Below are 18,440 nucleotides of genomic sequence, written 5' to 3'. Positions count from 1 at the left end.
ACCCCCTCGGCCCACGCCGCACCGTCGGCCGACGCCGAGAACGACTTGCACCGCCCGTCCGCCGACAACGCCCGCTGCCGCGAGAACTCCACGAAGACGTCGGGGGTGGCGATCACGGTGACGCCCCCGGCCAGCGCGAGCGTGCACTCCTCCTGGCGCAGCGCGCGGGTCGCGAGGTGGAGCGCGACCAGGGAGGAGGAGCAGGCGGTGTCGACCGTGATGGACGGCCCTTCGAGGCCGAGGGTGTAGGAGACGCGGCCGGACAGCACGCTCGGCGTGCTGGAGGTGAGCAGGGTGCCCTCGACCGACTCGGGCAACCGGTCGAGGAACCGGTTCGAGTAGAGCTCGTACATGCATCCGGCGTAGACGCCGGTGCGGCTGCCGCGCAGCGTGCCCGGGTCGATACCGGCCCGCTCCAGCGCCTCCCAGCACGACTCCAGGAACAACCGGTGCTGCGGATCGGTCGCCAGCGCACTGCGCGGGCTCATCCCGAAGAACGCCGCGTCGAACTCCCCCGCATCGTGCACGAACCCGCCATGACGCACGTACGACCTGCCCAGCGCCTCGGGGTCGGGGTCGTACAACCCCTCCAGATCCCACCCGCGATCGACCGGGAACCCACTGATCGCGTCCCCCCCGGAGGCCACCAGATCCCACAACTCCTCCGGACCGGTCACCCCACCCGGAAAACGACAGGCCATCCCGACGATCGCCACCGGCTCGTGCCGGCGACCCTCCTCGTCGGCGAGACGTCTGCGGGTCTCCGCCAGCTCGACGGTCACCCGCTTGAGGTAGGCGCGGAGCTTCTCGTCATTCGCCACGCTCTGGCCTTTCCATAGACAGTGGGGACGTCATCGCCCGGTTGTCGATGAGGGCGAAGATCTCCTCGTCCGAAGCGGAACCGATCTCCTCGACCCCGCCGGAGCCGATGGGGCCGGCGGAGGGGGTGACGGCGGAGGCGCCGATCCTGGTGAGCGCGCTCTGCAGGATGGCGACGAGCTGGCCACGGACGATCTCCGACTCTCCGTTGGCCGCCCGCAGCGCCGACTCGGCCTGGTCCACGGCGGCGCGCAGCGCGTCCTCTGCCGAGGGCGCCTCGGGTGCCAGCGCGGTGAACAGGTAGTCGGCCAGCGACGTGACGGTGGGGTGGTCGAAGACGAGCGTGGTCGGCAGGCGGAGCCCGGCGTCGGCGGTGAGCCGGTTGCGCAGCTCGACGGCGGTCAGGGAGTCGAAGCCGAGCTCGTTGAAGACGCGGTCCACGTCCACCTGGTCGGGGCTGCCGTGGGCGAGGACGGCGGCGACGTGGCCGCGGACCAGCTCGGTCAGGTGGGCGCGGCCGTCGGCCTCGCTCAGCCCGGTCAGCCGGTCGATCAGCCCGCCGGGACCACCGGTGCCGCCGGTGGCACCGATGGCGCTCCCGGTGGCCGTCGCACGGCGGGGGGTGCGGACGAGGCCGCGCAGCATCGGCGGCAGGTCCCCGGCCTCGGCGCGGGCCCGCAACCCGGCCGCATCCCAACGCGCCGCCACCACCAGCGGATCGGGGCTCGCCAGCGCCGCGTCGAACAGCTCCAGGCCCTGCTCCACGCTCAACGGCGCCACCCCGGCACGCGCCAGACGCGCCACATCCGCAGGCGACAGGCCACCGGTCATCTGCGAGGCCGTGTCCCACAACCCCCACGCGATCGACACCCCCGCCAAACCGAGCTGACGGCGGTGAGCGGCCAGCGCGTCCAGGAACGCGTTCGCCGCCGCGTAGTTACCCTGACCCGGATTGCCCACCACCCCGGCCAGGGAGGAGAACAACACGAACATCGACAGCTGGTGGTCGGCGGTCAGCTCGTGCAGGTACCACGCCGCGTCCGCCTTCGGCGCCAGCACCGCATCCAACCGCGAAGCCGACAACCCTTCCACGACCGCGTCGTCCAGCACCCCGGCGGTGTGCACGACCCCGCCGAGCGACACCCCGTCCAGTACGGCGGCCAGAGCGTCACGATCGGACACATCACACGCCACCACCTCGACGCGAGCACCCAACCCCTCCAGGTCGGCCACCAGCTCACCCGCCCCCGGAGCCGACAGACCCCGCCGCGACAGCAACAACAGGTCCCGCACCCCATGACCCGTCACCAACCGCCGCGCCACCAACGCCCCCAGACCACCGGTACCACCGGTCACCACCACCGTCCCCGACACCGGTGGCGTCTCAGGGGTCTCCTCAGGTGTTCCAGGCGTCCGGGCGGGCAGCTCACGCCGTGCCAGGCGCGGTGCCAGCAGTTCCCGTCCGGCGGCGGCGAGCTGGGTCTCACCGGCGGCGATCGCGGCGGCCAGCCGTTCCCAGCCGGAGAAGCCCGGGGTGATCTCGGCGAGGACGAACCGGCCGGGGTGCTCGGACTGCGCCGACCGCACCAGCCCCCACACGGCCGCCGTCTCGGGCCCGCCCGGACGGGTGACGAAGACCAGCCGGGACTCGGCGAACCGCTCGTCGGCCAGCCAGCCCTGTGCCAGGTCGAGCACCTCGCGCAGGGCGTCGTGCGCGGTGTACGGGAGGTCGTCGTCGTCGGCGTGGACGGGTGCCAGCACCAGGCCCGGGACCCGGCCCGCGCTCATGCCGGCCAGCGAGGCGAGGTCGTAGTGGCGCGGCACGGCGATCCCCGCACGCTCCAGCTCCGCGCCCAGCTCGTCGGCCGCCTCGTCGTAGCCGACCAGCGCCCAGTCCCCGCCGTCCGGGCCGTCGCCCGCGCCACCGTTCCCGTCGCCCGCCGCGGCCCCGGAGGCGGGCGGTTCGGCCCATTCGAGGGTGTAGGAGACGGCGGCGGGGGCGGGACGGGCGGCGCCTCTGGGCAGGCGGCGCAGCACCAGGGTCTCGACGGTGGCGATGCGGGCGCCCGTCTCGTCGAACAAGGTCAGCGCGATGCGGTCCTCACCGAGATCCGTCATGCGGGCGCGCAGTGTCTCCGCGCCGAGCGCGGCCACCCGCACGCCGCTCCAGGAGAACGGCAGCAGCAGCGCGGCGGGGTCGTCGGCCGACTCCAGCACCATCAGGTGCAGCACCGCGTCGAGCAGGGCCGGGTGCAGGACGAACCGTCCGGCGTCGGCGCGTACCCGCTCGGGGGGCGTCACCTCGACGAAGGCGTCGCCGCCCGCGCGCCAGGCGGCGCGCATCCCCTGGAACGCGGGGCCGTACGCGTACCCGCGCTCGGCGAGCAGCTCGTAGACCCCGTCCAGGCCGACCGGGACGCCGTCGGGCGGCCAGGAGGTCAGGCGCTCGGGAAGGTCGTCCGGGGCCGGGCCGAGCAGGCCGCCGGCGTGGCGGGTCCAGGAGGCGTCGGCGTCACCGGCCGGGCGGGCGTGGACGGCCACGGCACGGCGGCCCTGCTCGTCCGGGCCTCCCACGGTGACCTGGACCTGGACGCCGCCCTCGGCGGGCAGCGGCAGCGGTGCCTCCAGGGTCAGCTCCTCGACGGCGTCGCAGCCGGCCGTGACGGCGGCGTGCAGCGCCAGCTCGACGAAGGCGGTGCCGGGCAGCAGGACGGTGCCGTCCACCGCGTGGTCGGCCAGCCACGGATCGGTTCCGGTGGACAGCCGGCCGGCCAGCAGGAAGCCGCCGTCGGCCGCGAGCGGCAGCGTGGTGCCGAGCAGCGGGTGCCCGGAGCCGCCCTGGCCGTCGGCGGAGGCGGGGGCCAGCCAGTGCCGCCGCCGCTCGAAGGGGTAGGCGGGCAGGTCGTCGTGGTGGTGGCCGGCGCGGCCGAGCGCGGCCGGCCAGTTCACCGGGGCGCCGAGCACCCATCCCTGGCCGAGTGCCTTGAGGAACCTGGGCGCGCCGCCGTCGCCGCGCCGCAGCGTGCCCGTGGCGCCTCCGGCGGCGCCCGCCGCCGCCAGCGTGTCCGCGACGTGGCCGGTGAGCACCGGGTGCGGGCTGGCCTCGACGAACACCGGCGTCCCGGTGGCCGCGACCGCCTCGATCGCCTGCTGGAAGCGGACCGGGTTGCGCAGGCCGGCGAACCAGTAGTCGGCGGTCAGCAGGGCGGGGTCGATGAACTCGCCCGCGTAGGAGGAGCAGAACGCCACCTCGGTGTCGCGGGGCCGTACCCCGTCGAGGTCGCGCAGGATCTCCTCGCGCAGCTCCTCGATGTGCGGGGTGTGGGCGGCGTAGCCGATGGCGACCCGGCGGGCCTGGATCTCGTCGCCGCAGGCGGCGGCGCACTCCTCCAGCGCGTCGGCGTCACCGGCCACCACCGTGCTGGACGGGCCGCTGTACACGGCCGGCCACAGGCGGCCGGCCCACGGCCGCAGCAGTTCCTCGGCCTCGGAGGCGGGCAGCGACACGGCCAGCATGCCGCCCCTGTCGCCGAGCCGCGTCAGGGCCCGGCTGCGGAGCACGACCACGCGCGCGGCGTCCTCCAGGGAGAGCGCCCCGGCCGCGCACGCCGCGGCGATCTCGCCCTGGGAGTGGCCGACGACGGCCGCGGGGTGGACGCCGACCGAGCGCCACAGCCCGGCCAGCGCGATCATGACGGTGAACAGCACCGGCTGGATGACGTCCGAGCCCTCCAGCGGAGGCGCGCCCTCGCGTCCGCGCAGCACGTCCACGACCGACCATCCGGTGTACGGCCGCAGCGCGCGGTCGCACCGGTCGACCTGGTCGCGGAAGGCGCGGCTGGCGTCGAGGAGGTCGGTGGCCATGCCGGCCCACTGGGAGCCCTGGCCGGGGAAGACGAACACCGGCCGGGCCTCGGCGGGTGCGGTCCCGGTGGTGACGGCGGCGTGCGGGGTTCCCGCGGCCAGGGCCGCGAGCCCGGCGAGCAGTTCGTCGCGGTCTCCGGCCACCACCACGGCGCGGTGCGGGAACGCGGCCCTTCTGGCCAGCGTCCGCCCGGCGTCGGCGAGTTCGGAACCGGCGAGCCCGTCGGCGTACGCGTGCAGGCGAGCAGCCTGGGCGCGCAGCGCGGGCTCGCTCCTGGCGGACACCACCCACACCACCGGCCCGGCCGCCGTGTCCAGGACCGGCGATCCGTCCGCGCGCGTGTCCGGAAGCGAGGACGGGAGTGCGGACGGAAGCGCGGCCGGAAGCGAGGCGGGTGACGGGGCGGCCTCCACGATGAGGTGCGCGTTGGTGCCGCTGATGCCGAAGCCCGACACCCCGGCCCGCGCGGGCCGGTCCTGGGTCAGCTCGACCCGCCCGGTGAGCAGCCTGACCCCGGCCGAGGCCCAGTCCACGTGCGGCGTGGGGTCGTCGGCGTGCAGGGTGGGCGGCAGGACGCGGTGTTCCAGCGCCTTCACCATCTTGATCACTCCGGCCACCCCGGCCGCGGCCTGGGTGTGGCCGATGTTGGACTTGAGCGAGCCGAGCCACACCGGCCGCTCCGGGTGCCGGCCCTCGCCGTACACGGCGATGATCGAGTCCGCCTCGATGGGGTCGCCCAGCCGGGTGCCGGTGCCGTGCGCCTCCACGGCGTCGACCTCGGCGGGGGTGAGCCGGGCGTCGGCCAGCGCCTGCCTGATGACCTCGCGCTGCGCCTGGCCGTTCGGCGCGGTGAGGCCGTTGCTCGCGCCGTCCTGGTTGACGGCGCCGCCCCGCAGCACGGCGAGGACCGGGTGGCCGTTGCGGCGCGCGTCGGAGAGCCGCTCCAGCACGAGCATGCCCGCGCCCTCGGCCCACCCCGTGCCGTCGGCCCGGGCGGAGAACGCCTTGCACCGCCCGTCGGGGGCCAGGCCGCCCTGCCTGCTGAACTCCACGAACATGCCGGGCGTCGACATCACGGTCACGCCGCCCGCGAGCGCCAGCGCGCACTCCCCGTGCCGCAGCGCCCGCATCGCCAGGATGATCGAGACGAGCGAGGACGAGCAGGCCGTGTCCGTGGTGATCGCCGGTCCCCGCAGGCCGAGCGTGTACGCGACGCGGCCGGAGACGACGCTGAGCGCGGTGCCGGTCAGCAGGTGCCCGTCGGACGCGCCGTCCGGCAGGTGCAGCCGGGGTCCGTAGTCGGGGGCCATGGCGCCGACGTAGACGCCGGTGGCCGAGTCCCGCAGGGTGGCCGGGTCGATGCCGGCGCGCTCCACCGCCTCCCAGCAGACCTCCAGGAGCACCCGCTGCTGCGGGTCCATGGCCGTGGCCTCGCGGGGGCTGATCCCGAAGAACGCGGCGTCGAACCGGTCGGCGTCGTGCAGGAAACCGCCGTGGCGGGTGTCGCTGGTGCCCGAGCGGCCGGTGGCGAGGAGCGTGCCGAGGTCCCAGCCGCGGTCGGCGGGGAACTCGGTGATCGCGTCGGTGCCGGTGTCGACCAGCCGCCAGAGGTCCTCGGGCGAGGCGACCTCGCCGGGATAGCGGCAGCCCATGCCGACCACCGCGATCGGGTCGTCGTCCGCCCGGTCCCGCGAGCCGCCGTCGCCGCCGTGGGCGGTCGCGGTGCGGTCGCCGGTGAGCAGGGCGTGCAGGTGGCCGGCCAGCCGGTCGGGGGTGGGGTGCTCGTACAGCAGCCCGGCGGGCAACCGCAGCCCGGTGGCCTCGCGCAGCCTGTCCCGCAGCTCGACGGCGGTGGCCGACTCCATGCCGAGGTCCTTGAACGTGCGCTCCGGCTCGACGCCGGTCGTGTCGGCGTGGCCGAGAAGCCGCGCCGTCGCCGCCAGCACCAGCTCGCGCAGCTCCGCCCTGGACCTGCCGCTCCCCGCCGCGCCCCTCGCGTCCGCCGTGCCCCGCGCCGTCGTGCCCGCGGCGTCCTGATTCCCGTACGGTGCCGGGGTGCCCGCGGCGTCCACGCCGCCCGCCGTGTCCGGCCGCGCCTCGGATGTGCCGGGCGTGCCCTGCGCGTCCGCCGTGTCCGGCCGTGCGGTCCGGGGCGGCGGGACGGTCGCGCTGTGGCGGTGGCGCTGGAACGGGTAGGTGGGCAGGTCCACCAGCCGCCCGCCGGGGCAGAGCCGGGACCAGTCCACCGGCGCGCCCTGGGTGTACGCCTGGGCCAGTGACCGGGTCAGCCGCCCCGCGCCGCCCTCGCCGCGGCGCAGGGTGGCGATCACGGCCACCTCCCGGCCCGCGTCCTCCGCGGTCTCCTCCACGCCGGTGACCAGCACCGGGTGGGGACTGCACTCCACGAACAGCGCGCAGCGCGCCAGGACGGCCCGTACGGCCTGGCCGAAGCGGACCGGGCGGCGCAGGCTGCGATACCAGTAGGCGGCGTCGAGCCCGGCCGTGTCCATGGGCTCGCCCGTGAGCGTGGAGACGAACGCCGTCGTGCCGCTCACCGGCCGGATGGGGGCGAGCACCTCCAGCACCTCCTCGCGCACGGCCTCGACCTCGGGCGAGTGGGAGGCGTAGTCCACAGGAATGATCTTGGTGCGGTGGTCGGGCAGCCGGGCGGCGAGCTCGGCCAGCGCCTCGCGGGGACCGGAGACCACCAGCGAGCGGGGGCCGTTGAAGGCGGCCACGGACACGCCGTCGGGCAGGACCCGCTCGACCACCTCCAGGGGGGCGGCGATCGACATCATGCCGCCCCTGCCGCCCTTTCCGGCGATGCCGGCGATGGCGCGGCTGCGCAGCGCGACGACCCTGGCGGCGTCGGACAGGGTGAGCCCCCCGGCGACGGCGGCGGCGGCGATCTCGCCCTGCGAGTGGCCGACGACCACGTCGGGCCGTACGCCATGGGCCCGCCATGTCTCGGCGAGCGAGACCATGACGGCCCACAGGGCGGGCTGCACCACGTCCACCCGGTCCAGGCCCGGGGCGCCGGGGCGCTCCTGGAGGACGTCCATCAGGGCGTGGTCGGTGAAGGGCGCGAGCGCGTCGGCGCACTCCGCCAGCCGCGCGCCGAACACCGGCGAGGCGGTGATCAGCTCACGTGCCATCCCCGCCCACTGGGAACCCTGCCCGGGGAAGACGAAGGCGCATCCCCCGCCTGCGGCGCCATCGGTATTGCCGGTGACGACGGTGCCGCCGGTGACGACGTCGTCGTGCGGGCGGCCCGCGGCCAGCGCGCGCAGCGCCTCCCGGCGCGCGGCGGGGTCCTGGGAGAGCACCACGGCACGGCGCTCGAAGGACGTACGGGTCACGGCGAGGCTCAGCGCCACGTCCACCGGCCGCACGTCACCGATCCCCCCGCCCGCGCCGTCGACGCTGTCGATGGAGGTGTCGGTGTCGGTCTCCGCGGAGGCGTCGGTGTCGGCGGAGGTGACCGTGGCCGTGGCGAGCGCGGCCAGCCGGCCGGCCTGCTCCCGCACCGCCTTCTCCGTCCGCCCGGACACCACCCAGGGCACCTCCACGCCCGGTCCCCCGCCACCCGGTCCCGTCGTGCCATGTGCCGTCGTGCCGTGTCCCGTCGTGCCGTGTCGCGAGGCATCGTGCCCGGTGGCGCGGGGCGTCGTCTCCGGGGCGGCGGGCCCGGCGGAGGGGGACCCGGAGGAAGGGGGCTCGGCGACGATCAGGTGGCAGTTCGTGCCGCCCATGCCGAAGGAGCTGACACCCGCCACCAGGCGGCCGCCCTCCGGCCAGGCGCCGGTCTCCCGCACCACCCGCAGGCGCAGGTCGTCCAGGGGGATCCGCGCCGGAGGCGTCCGGAAGTGCAGGCTGGCGGGCAGCCGGCGATGCTTGACCGCGAGCACCACCTTGAGCAGCCCGGCGATGCCCGCCGCGCCCTCCAGGTGGCCGATGTTCGTCTTGACGGATCCGACCAGGAGCGGCTCCGCGCGCCCGGCCCCGTACGCGGCGCCGAGCGCGGCCGCCTCCACCGGGTCGCCCACCCTGGTGCCCGTGCCGTGCAGCTCGACGTAGCCCACGTCGTCCGGCGCGATCCCGGCGTCGGCGCAGGCGAGCCTGATGACCTCCTCCTGCGCCCGCGCGCTCGGCACGGTCAGCCCCTCGCCGCCGCCGTCGTTGTTGACGGCCCCGCCGAGGATCACCGCGTGCACCTCGTCGCCGTCGGCCAGCGCGTCGGCCAGCCGCTTGAGCACCACGACCGCGCCGCCCTCGCCGCGCACGTACCCGTTGGCCCGCTCGTCGAAGACGTGGCAGCGGCCGTCGGGGGACAGCGCGCCGAAGGCGCCGATGGCGGCGGTGGTCTCGGCGAGCAGGTTCAGGTTCACCCCGCCCGCCAGCGCCAGGTCGCTCTCGCCCCGCCGCAGGCTCGCCCCGGCCATCTGCACCGCGACGAGCGACGACGACTGGCCCGCGTCCAGGGTGAGGCTGGGCCCGCGCAGCCCGAGCGCGTACGAGATGCGGTTGGCGATCAGCGCCCGGTTGGCGCCGGTGTAGGAGTGCCGGCCCGGGCGCGCGGCCCTGTCGCTCAGTGCGGCGTAGTCCTGGGAGATGGCGCCGAGGAAGACGCCGGCGACGCTGCCGCGCAGGGCGGAGGGCAGCACGCGGGCGTTCTCCAGCGCCTCCCAGCCGAGTTCGAGCGCCAGCCGCTGGTGCGGGTCCATCGACGCCGCCTCGTTCGGCGAGATGCCGAAGAAGGCCGCGTCGAAGCCGTCCACGTCGGCCAGGAACCCGCCCCGCCGGTACTCGGTGGCGTCCGGCCACCGGTCGGCGGGCGCGTCGGTGACCGCGTCCACGCCCTCGCGCAGCAGTCTCCAGAATCCCGCCGGATCGTCGGCCTGGGGAAGCCTGCACGCCATGCCGATGACGGCGATAGCGTCCGGCCCGCCCTTCTCGGCCTGCTGTCTCGACTCACCCATTAATACGCCACCCCAAGCCTCGGGCGCCCATCGGACGCCGTTTATCCGAACGGCTGCGACGCATTTATCGGCAACCGGAGGAGTTTGCGGCTATTGCATAGTGAGTGCGACCCTAATTGCCGGTTCTCACGGGGCACATGGTCTGCGGGCGGCACCTTGTTACCGCCGTTTATTGCCATCGCCTCCGACCGGGCGGGGCCTTGACCTCGTTGTCCGGGTCCGGGATGAATGACGGGCGGAGAAATCCGCGGGAGGAGGGACGCATGCCCGTCGAGTCTCCGCTCAGCCACGGCCAGCTCTTCAGCTGGCGCGAGATCGAGCGGTATCCGGAGGATTGGCTGGCCGAGGGGAACCTGCCGGCCACCTGGGATCTGCGCGGCCTGTCCATGGGGCGGGTGAGGGCTGCGCTGGAGCGGCTCGTCGAACGGCACGAGGCCCTGCGGACCACCTACGAGCCGGGCGGCACCCGGCCGGTCCAGCACGTGCACGAGGACGTGGAGTTGCCGATCGAGTGGATCGACCGGATCGTCACCGACCCCTCGGAACACGAGCGGACCAAGGCCGAGCTGGTGGCGCTGCCGTTCGCGATGAGCGGCGACCTCAACTGGCGCGGCCGGCTGGTCTCCTCGGGCGGCGCCCCGATGTACCTGTCGCTGACGTTCTCCCACCTGATCGTGGACCTGTGGTCGATCCACCACCTGCAGGACGAGTTCAAGGCGCTGACGTCCGGCACCGGCAGGCCCGGCACGACGGCGCCGGCCCTGCCGTCGCCGTCGTCGCCGTCACCACCCCCGCCCCCGCCGCGTGAGCTGGCGCGGCGGCAGCGCGAGGCGGCCTGGCGGCCCCGGCAGGAGGGCGCGGAACGGCACTGGCGGAGCGTGCTGGCCGAGGGGCTGACGGACGCGCTGCCGACGCTGCCCGCGGGGGTCAAGGGCGAGCGGCTGGAGCTGACCCTGCACTCGCGGCGCCTGGGCGGCCTGGCGGCGGAGGCGGCCCGCACGCACGGCGTCACCGCCCCGGCGGTGGTGATGGCGTTCGTGGCCGCCGGTCTGGCCAGGCACCTGGGCACCGACCGGGTCACGATGAGCCTGATGTCGTCCAACCGGTTCGCCCCGGAGGACCAGCACCTCATCGGCACGATGAACCAGCTCGTCCCCGTCGTCACGGAGGTGGACCCGCGGGCCACGCTCGCCGAGCACATCAGGCGCCTGCACTGGGCGGGGACCCGCGCGTACCGTCACGGCTCCTACGACCTCGACCGGATCGCCGAGGTGGCCGAGGCCGCCGGGTCGGTGCCGGAGCACGGCTGCTGGGTCAACCACCTCTTCCGGGCCTGGTTCAACTACATCCAGGTGGACCGGAAGCCGAGCGATCCCGCCGACCAGACGCCCGCCGAGCTGGCGTGGACACCCCTGGCCCAGCCGTACGGGCAGGCGTTCCGGGTCCGGGTCGAGGTGCGCGGCGGGCGCACCGGCGTGCTCATGCTGGCCGACCCCGAGGTGCTGCCGGCCCCGGCGATGGTCGACATCATGCGGACGATCCCGCTGGGGATGCAGCTCGCGCTGACCGACCCCGGCCGGGCGCTGAAGGACCTGTGGGGCGCGGGCGAGGAGCTGCCACCGGCGTTGTTCCCGTCCCGCCTGCCCGAACCACCCCGGTAGCGGCCGGGCCGTCACCTGGAGAGCCCATGGCACACACCCTCCACCAGTGGTTCGCCGCCGCCGCGGCGCGCTTCGGCGACCGTACCGCCCTGGAGGTGGGCGGCGAGCGGTACACCTACGCCGAGTTGGAGGCGATGTCCGCCCACCTCGCGGCGCGGATCGCGGCCGCGTGCGACGGGCCGCCGGCGCGCGTGGGACTGCACGCGAACCGGGGCGTCCTCGCCTATGCCGGGTATCTGGCGATCCAGCGGCTGGGCGCGGCGGCGGTCCCGCTGAACCCGGCCGCGCCGGCCGCGCGCAACCGCCTGGTGGCCGCGTCCGCCCGCCTCGACCTCGTGCTGTCCGACGCCGGCCACGAGCCGCCGAACCTCACCGGGCCACCGCGTCCCACCGGGCCACCGGACCTGGCAGGGCCGCCGGACCTGACCGGGCCACCGGGGCTCGCCGGGCCACCGCGGCTCACCGGGTCTCCGGGGCTCGCCGGGCCGCCGGGAGAGGGCCCGCGCGTCCTGCGGGTGGACCCGGCCGACGTCCCGCGAACCGCCCTCCGGCAGGCGGGCGATCCGCGGGAGGCCGGCGCCGACGACCTGGCCTACGTGCTGTTCACGTCGGGCTCCACGGGCGTGCCCAAGGGGGTGCCGGTGCGTCACCGGAGCGTGGACGCCTACCTGCGGCACGTGATCCCCCGCTACGAGCTCGGCCCCGGCTGCCGCGTCTCCCAGACCTTCGACCTGACGTTCGACCTGTCGGTGTTCGACCTGTTCGCCACCTGGGGCGGCGGAGCGACGCTCGTCGTGCCGGGCCGCTACGACCTGCTCAAACCGATCGCGTTCGCCGCCCGGGAACGGCTGACCCACTGGTTCTCGGTGCCGTCGGTGGTGTCGGTGGCCATGCGGCTGCGCCGGCTGACGCCCTCGGCGATGCCGTCGCTGCGGTGGAGCCTGTTCTGCGGGGAGCCCCTCACCCTGAGCCAGGCCGACGCCTGGCGGGTGGCCGCGCCGGGCAGCGTCCTGGAGAACCTGTACGGCCCGACGGAGCTGACGCTCAGCTGCACCGAGTACCGTCTGCCGGCCGACCGGTCCCTGTGGCCCGAGACGGCCAACGGCACGGTGCCGATCGGCCTGCCCTACCCGGGTGTCGAGCACCTGGTGCTCGACGACCGGGGACGGCCCGCCGAGGAGGGCGAGCTGTGCCTGCGCGGGATGCAGCGCTTTCCCGGGTACCTCGACCCCGCGGTGAACGCGGGCCGGTTCACCGCCTTCGAGGGCGCCACCGGCACCACCGGTGCCACCGCCGTCCCCGCCGACACCGGGGAGACGGCCGCGCCCGAGCTGTGGTACCGCACCGGGGACCGGGTGGCCTGGCGCGACGGGCTGCTGGTGCACCTGGGCCGGCTCGACCAGCAGGTGAAGATCTCAGGCCACCGGGTGGAGCTGGGCGAGGTCGAGTGCGCCCTGCGCGGGCAGCCGGGGGTGCGGGAGGCGGCCGTGCTGGCGATGCCCGGCCCCGACGGCGAGCCGGAGCTGACGGCCGCCTGCACCGGCTCGGACCTGGACGCGCTGACGCTGGTCAAGGGCGTCACGCAGGTGTTGCCCGGGTACATGGTGCCCCGCTCGGTCACGCTGCTGGCGGAGCTGCCGCTCAACGCCAACGGCAAGGTGGACCGGCGCGCCCTGGCGGGCCTGCTGGGCAGGTGACCCCCGTCAGAGCCGCCCAGCACCCCGTGACCCCCTGACAACGGCCTCAGAACGGCCGGGGACGGTCCGGCCCGATCGTCATCAGCGTGGACAGCGCCCGCCACAGCGAGCCGACGGTCGCGAACGTGGCCTCGTCCAGGATCTCGTCGGGCAGCTCGACCGCGTAGCCGTTCTGGATGTCGACGAGCAGGCGTACGACGCCCATCGAGTCCAGGCCGAGCGCGGACAGCTCGTCGTGGGGGGTCAGGCCGCCCGTCTCCGCGTACGGCAGATGCGCGCGCAGAACACTCTGGAACCGGTCGGGTATTTCCAGCATCGCGTTACCTCCTCCTCCGGCGGTCAATGGTCGCCGATATCGAGGCTGCCGAACGGCGGGGCACCGGTCAAGGCGATGGGGAACGCATGTCTGGCAGTTTATTCTGGGCCGGAACCTGCCATTGAGCAGTGGTTGTGCCGCCTTCCGGAAAAGCCGATCCTCATCGTGTACGGGGTGATGCGACGACCGCTGGGGGTGGGAACCGGTGAAATCCGCGAACCTGTGCTGGGGGCAGCGCCACATGTGGCTGCGATTCCACCAGTTGCCGCCCCGGCACCGGCGTGAGACGCACGTGGTCCTGCGCTTCGACCTGCCCGCGGGGCTCACGGTCGCCGCCTGCCGGGCGATGCTCACCCACATGGTGCGCCGGCACGAGATCCTGCGCACCACCTTCGACCTCGCCCCGGAGCCCGCGCAGCGGGTGCACCCGCCCGCGCCGCTCCCCGTCACGGTGGTCACCACCGAGCGGGACGGCACGGCCGCCCCCGCCGACGTGGTCGAGGAGCTCGACGGCAGGCCCTTCGACCTCGCCACCGAGTGGCCCGTCCGGGCCTGCCTGATCACCACGGGCGGCACGCCGAGGCACTGCGTGCTGGTGTTCAACCACCTGGCCGTGGACGTGTGGACGCTGGGCGAGCTCAAGCGGGAGCTGCGGACGCAGGGCGCAGGCATCGCGGCCCGCCGCCCGGCGACCCTGCTCCCGGTGAGCCGCAGGCCCGTCGACCTGGCCCGGTACGAGGCCTCGGCCGACGCCGCCATCGTGGCGTCGCGGGCCATGACGTACTGGCAGGACGAGGTGACCGCCCTGCCCGCGGACCCGTTCGCGGCACGGCGCGGCGCGGTGCCGCCCGCTCCTCACGCGGCCCCGGGCACCCGGCCGGAGCGGTCCGCTTCTCACGCGGCGCCGGGAACCCGGCCGGAGCCGCCCGCCCGGCACGCGACGCTGATCTCTCCGGCGATGCTGGGGGCCTCGCGGCGGATCGCCGCCCGGCACGGCGTGTGGCCGTCGCTGGTGCACGTGGCCGCCTACACCGCGATGATGGCCGCCTACACCGGCCAGGAGGACGTCGCGCACCTGGCGTTCGTCAGCAACCGCGAGTCGCACCCCTGCCCGGACGTGCTGACGTGCATGTTCTCGCCGATGCTGGTGCGGGTCGGCTGCGCCGGCGACCCGTCGTTCGGCGAGCTGCTGCGCCGGACGGCGGCCGCGTACGAGCGTGCCAGGGAGCACGCGTACGTGCCCTACGACAAGGTCGTCGAGATGGTGTCGCGGGAGGGCTCCCGACGCGGCGCGGCCGTACGGCTGGGCTCGGAGGTCAACTTCATCAAGCAGCGCACCCGCGAGTACGGCGGCCGGCGCACCGTCTTCACCTGGAACCCGGTCCCGGAGGCGTGGGCGCACACCGGCTCCGACACCTACCTGCGCGTGGACGAGTGGCGTGACGCCGTCGCCGTGGCGCTCCACGCGGCGTCGCCGGTCATGGACGCCGTCGCCGTGGAGCGTTTCCTGCGCGGCATGGAGGCGCTGGTGCTCGCCCACGACACCGCCCCCGACACCGCCCCCGACTCCCCCGACGCCAACCCTGTCGACGGCCCCGACGACGGCCTGCCGCTGAGCGAGGCGGCCGGGCTGGCCGGGTTCGAACCGCCCCGCGCCGCACCGGCCGCCACCCCGATCGAGACCTGGGACGGCACGACCGGCCCCGCCGCCCTGGCGCTGGCCGACGCCGTACGACGGGCGCACGAGCCCGGCGGCCCCGCTGCCGGCCTGGGCACCGGCCCCGACCTGTCCGACAGCTACACCCTCGCCGGAGGCCAGGCCCTGCGCATCCCGCAGGTGCTGGCCGAACTCGCCCGGCACGGCTGGGAGGGCCTGACCCTCGACCAGCTCGCCGGGCCCGCACCACTGGGCGCGCTGGCCTCCCGGCTGGCCCCGGACCCGCGGAACGCCCCCTTCCAGAACCCCGTGAATTCGGAGTGACGCCCATGAACCACGTATCCACCGGCCAGGTGTCCAAGAACCACCGGCTGGTCGCCTCCGAGCAGGAGCTCCGCGACGCCATAGCCCGGGAACTGCCCGCGGAGGACCTCGCCGACCTGGTCGTCATGGGCGGCCACTTCATGCTCTTCGAGGACGAGGCGTCGGGACGGCTCGTCCCCGGCGTCATCGAGGAGCAGACCGGCGAGACCATGCGCCGACGCGTCCGCGGCCGCGTCGGCGTCTTCCCCGGCTACACCTGGGAGCTGTCGGCCGGCCTGCTGCGCGAGTACGCCGCGGCCGGGGTGACCTCCCGGCTGCTCCTGCTCGTCAACGACTGGCAGTACGTGCCGGTGACCGGCCGGCCCGCCGGTGAGCTGCGCGCGGAGTTCTTCGAGGGCTTCACCGCGCTGCCCCCCTCCTACGAGAAGATCCTGTGCGAGTTCGGCCTGTCGGCCGCGGACGTGCTGCCGAGCAGGAAGCACCCGCTGGCCTTCCCCGAGACCTGGCTGAAGTACCGCTTCCAGAAGTCCGCCGACCGGCTGGTCAAGCAGGGCCGCCTGGAGAAGCGCTACCTGCCCGGCGGGAACGGGGACAGCGAGGTGGCCTTCCTCGACGCCGCGGGCAACCACCGGACGCTGATCAGCTGCGGCATCACCGGCTGCGCGGGCGAGATCACCGAGATGATCGCCGAGGTGTACCGGGCGGGCCACCGATCGATCCTGATCTTCGCGCCGGGCGAGTGCCTGATGCCCGTGCAGACCGGCGTGGACATCGCGCTGAGCCTGTACGACCTGCCGGACATGCGGGTGGTGATCGCCGACCCCGGCGGCAGCGGTGAGATGTCCGCCCAGGAGATCTACGGCAAGCTCGTCACCGTCAGCACGTTCCGGAGCTGACGTCGTGAGGAAGGTCATCTATCTGGACGGCTGCGCGACGACGCGGGTGGACGACGAGGTCTTCGAGGCGATGCTGCCGTACCTGCGGGAGGAGTACGGCAACCCCTCGTCCCCGCACGTGCTCGGCAAGCGGGCGAGAAGGGCCGTGGACGGCGCGGCCGCCTCGGTGGCCGCGCTCCTGGGCGCCGACCCGGCCGACGTGGTGTTCACCTCCGGCGCGACCGAGAGCAACAACCTGGCGCTGCTGGGCATGTTCGGCCACGACGACCGGGCACCGGCCCGCGGGGTGTTCTGCCCGACCGACCACAAGTCGTCGCTGGCGATCGGCCGGGCGCTGGCCGCCCGCGGCGTGGACGTCCGGGCGATGCGGGTCGGGCCGGACGGCCGCGTCGACCTGGAGCACCTGGCCGGCCTGCTCGACCTGAACTCCAGGGTCGCGACCACCGCCTGGGTCAACAGCGAGATCGGCACCGTGCAGCCGGTGGCGGCGATGGCCGCGCTCTGCCACGAGGTGGGGGCCGTGCTGCACGTGGACGCCGCCCAGGCGGCCGGCCGGATCCCGCTGCGCGTGCGGGAGGCCGAGATCGACACGCTGTCGCTGTCCGGGCACAAGATCCGCGGCCCCAAGGGCGTCGGCGCGCTGTACGTCCGGCCGGAGATCCGGCACCGGCTGCGGCCGGTCATGTTCGGCGGCGGGCAGTACGAGCTGCGCAGCGGCACGATCCCCACGCACCTGGTGGTGGGGCTGGGCAGGGCGTGCGAGCTGGCGCTGGCCAGGATGGACGCCGAGCGGCGGCGGGTCACCGAGCTGCGCGCCACCGCGCTGGACGTGCTGCGGGCCGGGCTGCCGGGCCTGCGCGTCAACGGCGACCCGCACCACGGCGTGCCGCACGTGCTCAGCGTGGTCCTGCCCGGCGTACGCGGGGAGAGCCTGGTCTCCAGCCTGTCGTCGGTGGCGCTGGCCACCGGGTCGGCGTGCAACTCCGGCTCGCAGGAGCCCTCGCACGTGCTGACCGCCGTCGGCCTGAGCGCGCAGGACGCCAACAGCACGGTCCGGATCTGCCTGGACGCCCGGATGCCGTTCGAGGACCTGGTGCTCGGTCTCGACCTGATCGTCGGACGGGCCCGCGACCTGGCGGGCGTGGCCGTCGCCATGGGCGGCCACGCCCCCTTCAGCCCGTCTTGAGGAACTTCCTGGCCGCTTCCACCCCCGCCTGGAAGCGGCTGGTGGCGTCGAGGTCGCGCATCAGGGTGGCGATGTGCCGGCGGCAGCTGCGCACCGACATGCCGAGCTTGCGGGCCACCACCTCGTCGGTGTAGCCCTTGGCCATGAGCGCGGCGATGGACTGCTGGAGGTCGTCGGCGACGGTGCCGTAGCCGAACTCGACGCCCTCCAGCGGCGTCGCGCTCTCCCACAGGTGGTTGAACATGTCCAGGAAGAACCGGGCGATCCCCTGGTTGCGCACCCGGGCGAGGGTGACGTCGCCGTCGACGCCGTCACCGCCGAACAGGGCGACGAGCGAGCGGTCGAAGACGATGGCCGAGCGCGGCACGTGGCTGACGGTGTAGACCTCCACGCCGGCGTCGGTCAGCCGCTTCATCACCAGCCGCGTGGTCACGTCGGCCCGGCTGCGGTGCTGGCAGATGACCCGCACGGTCACCCCCCTGGCGACCAGCACCAGGAACATCTGCGACAGGTCGCCGGCCTCGCTCACACCGGCCTGCAGGACGAGCAGCTCGTCGCGGCAGGCGTCGCCGGCCGTCTTGAGGAAGCCGCGCACCTCCATGGCGCCGACCAGGTACTCCACGGTGCTGGGGGCGGGGTCGCCGCCACCGGCCGGGGTCGCGAAGGCTCCGGCCCGCTCGCGGATCTGGTCGATGAGCTCGCGCCGCCGGTAGATCTCCCGCTCGACCGAGGAGACCATCGAGGCGACGGCCAGGTCGGGGTCGACGGGCACGAACCGGCCGCCGATGCCGTCGTCGGTACGCAGCAGGCGGTTCTCCACCAGGTGCCGTACCGCCTCGCTCACCAGGTGGGCGTCGATCCCGAGGTCGGCGGCGGCCACGTCGATCGCCTCGATGGCCCCCTTGCGGGTGGCGTAGTGATACACATCGGTCACATGCTCGCCCTCGGAGGGCGGCCTGCCGGTGAACAGGCTCGTCATGGACATGATGGTCGCTCCTTACTGTTCGCGAACCGCTCGGCCCCCGAGATGGCGTGCTGGC

Annotated in this window: 9 protein-coding genes; 5 read left to right on the top strand and 4 right to left on the bottom strand. The window is 74.6% G+C overall.

Going from position 1 to position 18,440, the window contains the following annotated elements; all coding sequences use genetic code 11:
- On the bottom strand, positions 1-821 hold an 821-nt coding region (locus ACZ6RT_RS31750; protein WP_470157539.1), incomplete at its 3' end, for a beta-ketoacyl synthase N-terminal-like domain-containing protein.
- Positions 811-9,663, bottom strand: coding sequence for a type I polyketide synthase (locus ACZ6RT_RS31745; RefSeq protein WP_470157538.1), 8,853 nt, complete (start codon positions 9,661-9,663; stop codon positions 811-813). The genes ACZ6RT_RS31745 and ACZ6RT_RS31750, both read right to left, overlap by 11 nt.
- Before the next feature lie 263 nt (positions 9,664-9,926).
- Between ACZ6RT_RS31745 and ACZ6RT_RS31740 the strand changes: the two genes are divergently transcribed.
- Positions 9,927-11,324, top strand: a complete 1,398-nt coding sequence (locus ACZ6RT_RS31740; protein WP_470157537.1) for a condensation domain-containing protein — start codon at positions 9,927-9,929, stop codon at positions 11,322-11,324.
- Between the two features lie 26 nt (positions 11,325-11,350).
- Positions 11,351-13,021 carry an AMP-binding protein gene (locus tag ACZ6RT_RS31735; RefSeq protein ID WP_470157536.1) on the top strand — a complete coding sequence of 557 codons (1,671 nt, stop codon included), beginning with the start codon at positions 11,351-11,353 and terminating at the stop codon, positions 13,019-13,021.
- Between the two features lie 46 nt (positions 13,022-13,067).
- On the opposite strand, the gene ACZ6RT_RS31730 is transcribed toward ACZ6RT_RS31735, so the two are convergent.
- On the bottom strand, positions 13,068-13,337 hold the full coding sequence (locus tag ACZ6RT_RS31730; RefSeq protein ID WP_470157535.1) for a phosphopantetheine-binding protein: 270 nt from the start codon (positions 13,335-13,337) through the stop codon (positions 13,068-13,070).
- A 205-nt stretch (positions 13,338-13,542) separates the two neighbouring features.
- Between ACZ6RT_RS31730 and ACZ6RT_RS31725 the strand changes: the two genes are divergently transcribed.
- The 3 genes from ACZ6RT_RS31725 to ACZ6RT_RS31715 are packed head-to-tail and all read left to right on the top strand — an operon-like array spanning position 13,543 to position 17,400.
- Complete coding sequence (locus tag ACZ6RT_RS31725) at positions 13,543-15,318, top strand: condensation domain-containing protein (protein ID WP_470157534.1); 1,776 nt, start codon at positions 13,543-13,545, stop codon at positions 15,316-15,318.
- 5 nt (positions 15,319-15,323) lie between these two features.
- Complete coding sequence (locus ACZ6RT_RS31720) at positions 15,324-16,214, top strand: hypothetical protein (RefSeq protein ID WP_399186688.1); 891 nt, start codon at positions 15,324-15,326, stop codon at positions 16,212-16,214.
- A gap of 4 nt (positions 16,215-16,218) precedes the next feature.
- Positions 16,219-17,400 carry a cysteine desulfurase family protein gene (locus ACZ6RT_RS31715; protein ID WP_470157533.1) on the top strand — a complete coding sequence of 394 codons (1,182 nt, stop codon included), beginning with the start codon at positions 16,219-16,221 and terminating at the stop codon, positions 17,398-17,400.
- On the opposite strand, the gene ACZ6RT_RS31710 is transcribed toward ACZ6RT_RS31715, so the two are convergent.
- On the bottom strand, positions 17,387-18,385 hold the full coding sequence (locus tag ACZ6RT_RS31710) for a hypothetical protein (RefSeq protein WP_470157532.1): 999 nt from the start codon (positions 18,383-18,385) through the stop codon (positions 17,387-17,389). The two genes, ACZ6RT_RS31715 and ACZ6RT_RS31710, sit on opposite strands and share 14 nt — an antisense overlap.
- Between the last annotated feature and the right edge of the window lie 55 nt (positions 18,386-18,440).

This window comes from Streptosporangium sp. NPDC050148, assembly GCF_055586505.1.
Note: the sequence above shows the minus strand (reverse complement) of the source record. Positions and strands in the feature narration are given on the sequence as shown.

What these genes read in the sequence shown, in the direction of transcription:
- ACZ6RT_RS31745 (WP_470157538.1), bottom strand. Translation starts at nt 9,663, where the DNA reads ATGGGTGAGTCGAGACAGCAGGCCGAGAAGGGCGGGCCGGACGCTATC.
- ACZ6RT_RS31740 (WP_470157537.1), top strand. Translation starts at nt 9,927, where the DNA reads ATGCCCGTCGAGTCTCCGCTCAGCCACGGCCAGCTCTTCAGCTGGCGC.
- ACZ6RT_RS31735 (WP_470157536.1), top strand. Translation starts at nt 11,351, where the DNA reads ATGGCACACACCCTCCACCAGTGGTTCGCCGCCGCCGCGGCGCGCTTC.
- ACZ6RT_RS31730 (WP_470157535.1), bottom strand. Translation starts at nt 13,337, where the DNA reads ATGCTGGAAATACCCGACCGGTTCCAGAGTGTTCTGCGCGCGCATCTG.
- ACZ6RT_RS31720 (WP_399186688.1), top strand. Translation starts at nt 15,324, where the DNA reads ATGAACCACGTATCCACCGGCCAGGTGTCCAAGAACCACCGGCTGGTC.
- ACZ6RT_RS31710 (WP_470157532.1), bottom strand. Translation starts at nt 18,385, where the DNA reads ATGTCCATGACGAGCCTGTTCACCGGCAGGCCGCCCTCCGAGGGCGAG.